A 4,914-nucleotide genomic window follows, 5' to 3' on the forward strand; every position below is an offset into this window, starting at 1 on the left:
ACTTGGTAACCCGCCTCTTCAGTTTGAATTGCTTATTTCAAGTTGAGAGTGGGGTTATTATTGGGAGTTCTGCATGTCAGGCCAATTTTTAGAAAAATATAAATCACAGACCAAAATTATTGGTATGGCGATTGTCGCAAGCAGCGTTTTGTACGTTGGTTGTGCAGCCACTGAAAACACTTCCACCATGCAACAAGACAATGCTACTGACAATCCCTATGCGCCTACAGATGCAAACTTGGCGGTAGCTACTGTCGCTGGCGGTTGTTTTTGGTGTGTGGAAGCAGGTTATGAAAAAATACCCGGTGTGGTAGAAGTGGTGTCTGGTTACACTGGTGGCCAGTCTCAAAACCCAACTTATAAGATGGTGTCGGCAGGTAATACTGGGCACACTGAAGCGGCTCAGGTGTACTACGATCCTACCAAAATTACCTATAATGGTATCGTTCAAGCATTGTGGCGAATCGCTGATCCCACAGACGATCAAGGCCAGTTTGTAGATCGCGGCACCCAATATCGTCCGGGCATCTATTACAATAATGATCAAGAAAGACAGATCGCAGAATCAGCGAAGCAATCATTGCAAGACTCTGGGGTGTACGAAAACCCTGTGGTGATCGAAGTTTTGGCTGCTAGTGAGTTTTATCCAGCAGAAGAGTACCATCAGGACTACTATAAGAAAAACCCGCTGCGTTATAAAGCTTATACCTTTAATTCTGGTCGCTACCAGTTTATCGAAAGCGTCTATGGTGAAGACTATGAATTGGATTTTAGCCAGTTTGCGCCGACTACAACCGGTGCAAGTCAGCAAGCGCCGAGTGAGACTGATGAAGCGTCAACAACTGGATCGGCATCTGGATTTGATCCAAACACTTTTGTGAAGCCAGAACAGGCCGCTTTGAAAAGCTCGCTCAGTGACATTCAGTACAAGGTCACTCAAGAAGACGGTACGGAGCGCGCTTTTGATAATGAGTATTGGGATAACAAAGCACCCGGCTTGTATGTCGATGTAATATCTGGTGAGCCGTTATATTCATCTCGTGATCAATACAAGTCTGGTACAGGCTGGCCGAGTTTTACCCGCCCGCTAGACACTAGCTTGGTCGTAGAAAAAGCAGATCCTGGGATATTTGGTACTCGCACCGAAATTCGTAGTCGCTACGCTGATTCACACGTGGGTCACGTATTCGATGATGGTCCAGCGCCTACTGGCAAGCGTTATTGTATGAATTCAGCAGCTCTGCGTTTTATCCCATTGGCACAGATGGAAGAAGAAGGCTATGGTGAGTGGATCGATGAAGTTGAGCCAGTCGCTTAAGCGTTAAGAATATGTAGTCCAACTGTGTTCATTTTTACGTGTCACAAAGATATATCATGAGACGGACAGTTGGAATAGTAAAAAAGGATGCTTATTTTTTTAAGCATCCTTTTTTATGGACTATATAGGCTGTTTGGATATTAAAAGGCAGGTCGACGTTTAGGCACAGCATCTAGGAACTCGTTACGTGCTTGATTGTCATGTAAGTACTCACCCAACATGGCGGTACTGCGGGTGGTGGACTGCTGCTTATTGACGCCACGCATCATCATACACATGTGTGAGGCGTCCATGACGACAGCCACTCCACGACACCCTGTCACATTCATGATGGACTGAGCGACCTCTTCACTTAAGTTTTCTTGAATCTGTAAGCGGCGTGCAAACATATCAACAATACGGGCAAACTTCGACAGTCCTAAGACATGCCCATTCGGCAAGTAACCGATGTGAGCGACGCCATAAAAAGGCAGCATATGATGCTCACACAATGAATAAAATTCAATATTCTGTACTAATACTAGCTCACGATTTGTCGACGGAAATACGGCGTCATTGACGACCTCATCTAAGCTTTGATGATACCCTTGGGTCAAATGAGAAAAGGCTTTCGCTGCTCGCACAGGCGTGTCTAATAATCCAGGACGATTCAAATCCTCGCCCGTTGACCCGATCAATTGACGATAGGAATCGATATTTTCTTTATAATCTGGAGTTATGATGGGGGTGTTACTCATAAGTTTGGCAGCCATCCAAAATGTGGGTGTAGCTTAACGCGAAATCCTGAGCTATAAACAAAGGTTATAGTGGATTTTGTAAAAATTATGCAAGCTTGGAAGGGCTGTGATTATACTAGAAATCTACTGAACTTCATACTGCTGTCCGTGCAGTTGGCTGTTTTATCGATATTCGATAGAATTGTTTGTTGAGATTGAACATTGAGGCAACGTAAGTGAATACAGTTTACGACTGTTTACTTAAATCAATTCATGTATAATGGGTTATCTTTCAATAGGTATTTCTGCCTGTTATTTGTTAGCCGAATACACTAAATAATCTATCATTTAAACCATTTTGAACGACTCAAAAGGAAATATTATGCTATTACAAGGACAACGGTTTGTCGTAACTGGCATCGCGAGTAAACTCTCTATTGCTTGGGCCATCGCAGAAGCGTTACATCGTGAGGGCGCATCATTGATCCTGACTTATCCAAACGAAAAAATAAAAAAACGTGTGGATATGGCTGCAGAGAAATTTGAAGCAGATTTAGTTTTAGAGTGCGATGTGGCGTCAGATGATTCTATCGCTGCTTGTTTTGAGCAGGTCACTGCGCATTGGGGTGATGGTATCGATGGTGTCGTACACGCCATTGGCTTTGCGCCTATGGAACAGCTTGATGGCGACTTTGTCAATGCGACGACTCGTGAAGGCAGTCAAATTGCCCATGATATCTCAAGCTATAGCTTTGTCGCCTTAGCCAAAGCAGCCCGTGAATTGTTGGCGATGCGTCACGGATCGATGCTGACATTAACTTATGAGGGTAGTATCTCAGTCTTGCCAAATTATAATGTCATGGGCATGGCAAAAGCTAGCCTAGAAGCCAGTGTGCGCTATCTTTCTACCTCTATGGGCGGTGAAGGTATTCGTGTGAATGCTATCTCAGCCGGACCTATTCGCACACTAGCGGCTAGTGGTATCAAGTCGTTCCGTAAGATGCTTGATATCAGTGAAAAGATTGCGCCATTACAGCGTAATATTACGCAGACAGAAGTAGGCAATGCTGCGTTGTTCCTGTTATCGCCTTGGGCATCGGGGATTACAGGAGAGATTATGTTTGTTGATGCAGGCTTTAATACGGTTGCTATCAGTGAACAGTTGATGATGATTGATGAGCCTAAATAGTTGTCTTTGTTGACGATTAGTTAGCATAAAACCCTCCTTGTAGATAAATCAACTTACCCGACATAAAAGAAGGCAGCCAATTGGCTGCCTTTTTTAGTTATACTATAGGTTTTTTGTGAATAGTCTTTAGGCACAGATATGATAACCAAACTACCAAAGTGGATACTGTGGGGTGGTGCAGTATTGGCGTTTAGTGCCGGCTTTGTAAACACAGCCGCGCTGATGGGCTTTGCAGGACTGTCAGTGTCACACGTCACGGGTAATGTGAGTTTGTTTGCAGCAGCTATCGCCCATATGGATGTTAGTAGCACTTTATATATCGCTGCATTATTACTGTCTTTTCTGGCAGGTGCTATATTGAGTGGTTATGTCGTTGGGCAAACATCACTAAATTTGGGTAAGCGTTATGGACGTGCGCTATATATTGAAGCTGGCTTGTTACTGCTTAGTTATTGGTTGTATCAGCAACACGATTATTCAGGACAGTTAGCTGCGGCGATGGCGTGTGGATTGCAGAATGCGATGGTTGCTACATACAGTGGTGCGGTGATTCGTACTACTCACTTGACAGGTCTGACGTCAGATATGGGTGCAGCCATTGGTAGTTGGTTGGCTGGTCATTCGATTAGTAAGCCAACATTAGGGTTTCAAGCGATTATTTGGTACTGTTTTTGCGGCGGTAGTGCCGTAGGAGCGTACTTATTTGCTAAAATCAGCTATGATGCTTTGTTTGTACCGATTGCAATTGTGTTTTCAGCAGCGTTTATTTACAATTATGCTTCAGACCGTTTGCCAAATAAAAGACAAGAAAATCAAAAAAAGCACTCTTTATAATAAAAAGTGCTGATTATACCTTTAATTAGCTTGATAATTAGTGAGCCGTTTACTTCTCATCTTCATGGCTTTCATGCTCGTGCATGCCTTGCATCATATCAAGTGCAGAGTCGTCTGTTCTTTGTTGGTCTTCTTTCTCTAAGCCATCTTGGTTGATGTCTTGACGACACATCTTCGTGGTGAAATCGGCTTCATTGGCATCTGTCATGAGTTGCTCCTGATTATTTTAATTAAACGCGAAATATGATTTTAGCAATATAGTTTTGATAGCAAAAGTGGTCAAAAAAAATCTGATCATATTCATTATTGATTTTGTTTGTTTTCTACTTTTTTGCACTGTCGATATGAGCCAATTTGTTCGATGCCCTAAGTCTCAAAGCGGGCTCTTAATCTGAATATTGGCCTTCGGGTGGATCAAAAGTGGTTGAGTACTTGCCAAACTGCGTCAAATCTCCCGCTATTTCCAAAATTTGTCGCTATTTTTGTAGTCAGAGAACCATAATGTCAGCATTTTGACTACCGTTGCTATCATTATGGGAGGCCAGAGTGGTATTGTATAGGCGAAATATGCGCTTATTTAGTGACGATGTGTAACATCAACTATCATTACTATCAGATATTACTGAAGTTTTTCGTAGATACTCAGATTTATCTTTCATCAGCACACTATTTTGTCGGTGAAACTGGTCTGGTTTTAGTCCAATTTCACAAAAAAATTGTCAATGGAGTCATATTTTCGATTGCGTCTGCGTTATAGCGGCAACTTTGTTCGATTTAATAATCCTCGGCAAAAACTCTTACTTCTATCAGGTAAGAGCAGTTCAAATCTTAAGGGGTGATACGTCCTAAATATAGAT

5 protein-coding genes are annotated in these 4,914 nt (G+C 42.7%); 3 read left to right on the top strand and 2 right to left on the bottom strand.

What is annotated here, in order from left to right:
- The first annotated feature begins 73 nt into the window (after positions 1 to 73).
- Positions 74 to 1,318, top strand: coding sequence for a peptide-methionine (S)-S-oxide reductase MsrA (msrA, locus tag L0J61_RS09275; RefSeq protein WP_301466163.1), 1,245 nt, complete (start codon positions 74 to 76; stop codon positions 1,316 to 1,318).
- Positions 1,319 to 1,458: 140 nt separating this feature from the next.
- Here msrA and folE read toward each other — a convergent pair whose 3' ends face one another.
- Positions 1,459 to 2,055, bottom strand: coding sequence for a GTP cyclohydrolase I FolE (gene folE, locus L0J61_RS09280; protein WP_301466164.1), 597 nt, complete (start codon positions 2,053 to 2,055; stop codon positions 1,459 to 1,461).
- 361 nt (positions 2,056 to 2,416) lie between these two features.
- On the opposite strand from folE, the gene L0J61_RS09285 reads away from it, so the two are divergent.
- On the top strand, positions 2,417 to 3,223 hold the full coding sequence (locus tag L0J61_RS09285) for an enoyl-ACP reductase (RefSeq protein WP_301466165.1): 807 nt from the start codon (positions 2,417 to 2,419) through the stop codon (positions 3,221 to 3,223).
- A gap of 138 nt (positions 3,224 to 3,361) precedes the next feature.
- Positions 3,362 to 4,057, top strand: coding sequence for a YoaK family protein (locus L0J61_RS09290; RefSeq protein ID WP_301466166.1), 696 nt, complete (start codon positions 3,362 to 3,364; stop codon positions 4,055 to 4,057).
- Positions 4,058 to 4,106: 49 nt separating this feature from the next.
- On the opposite strand, the gene L0J61_RS09295 is transcribed toward L0J61_RS09290, so the two are convergent.
- Positions 4,107 to 4,265 carry a hypothetical protein gene (locus L0J61_RS09295; protein ID WP_301466167.1) on the bottom strand — a complete coding sequence of 53 codons (159 nt, stop codon included), beginning with the start codon at positions 4,263 to 4,265 and terminating at the stop codon, positions 4,107 to 4,109.
- Positions 4,266 to 4,914: the final 649 nt, after the last annotated feature.

It is taken from the genome of Psychrobacter sp., from assembly GCF_030457785.1.
GTDB lineage: Bacteria > Pseudomonadota > Gammaproteobacteria > Pseudomonadales > Moraxellaceae > Psychrobacter.